At 44.6% G+C, this 554-nt stretch carries 1 protein-coding gene; it reads right to left on the reverse strand.

Annotation, left to right across the window (positions count from 1 at the left end; all coding sequences use genetic code 11):
- Window positions 1-554 (reverse strand): hypothetical protein (locus A3763_RS28900; protein WP_197482990.1); only part of this gene is annotated, 554 nt, incomplete at both ends.

The following is a 554-nucleotide window of genomic DNA, read 5'->3' on the forward strand; positions in this document are numbered from 1 at the left end:
TACCTTCAGTATCGCTATCACTAAGCACTCCATTTATTTCCAAGGAAGGGTCTTCATCATCTTTATCTTTTAAATACTTCGTGCCTGCTTTTTCTCCACCAGCTGCTTGCTCTAGTTGTTCAAGCGCATTTTTTCCCACGCCATCCTGTTGATCTTCTTTAGCCGAAGCCGCTGCACTATCTTTCATAGGAGAGTATGTATTCTTCGAAGCCTTATCGCTACTCTTCTCCAACTCATCCCTTGAGCGCATACTTGAAGGCTCAGTTGAATACTCTTGCTCCAAAGCTTCCACCGACTTCTGCGAAGTTTGCCTCTCTTTTTGCTTAGCCTGTGTTTTATCGGAAGGCTGCCCGAGCTTTTTTTGGGATGCCTTTTCAGCTTGTTTTTGCAAAGGTGATTCTGGCTCTATCTGCTTAGTAGCGGCCTGACTTTCTTTTTTGGCTTTCTTTTCCGCTGTCTCATTCTCTTTGCTCTGCTTCTCTTCAGGACTAAGCTTCTCAAGCTTTGACACATCTTCTTCAAGAGGAGATACTTCCGCCAATTGCCGGGTAGTA

The organism is Oleiphilus sp. HI0128 (assembly GCF_001635365.1).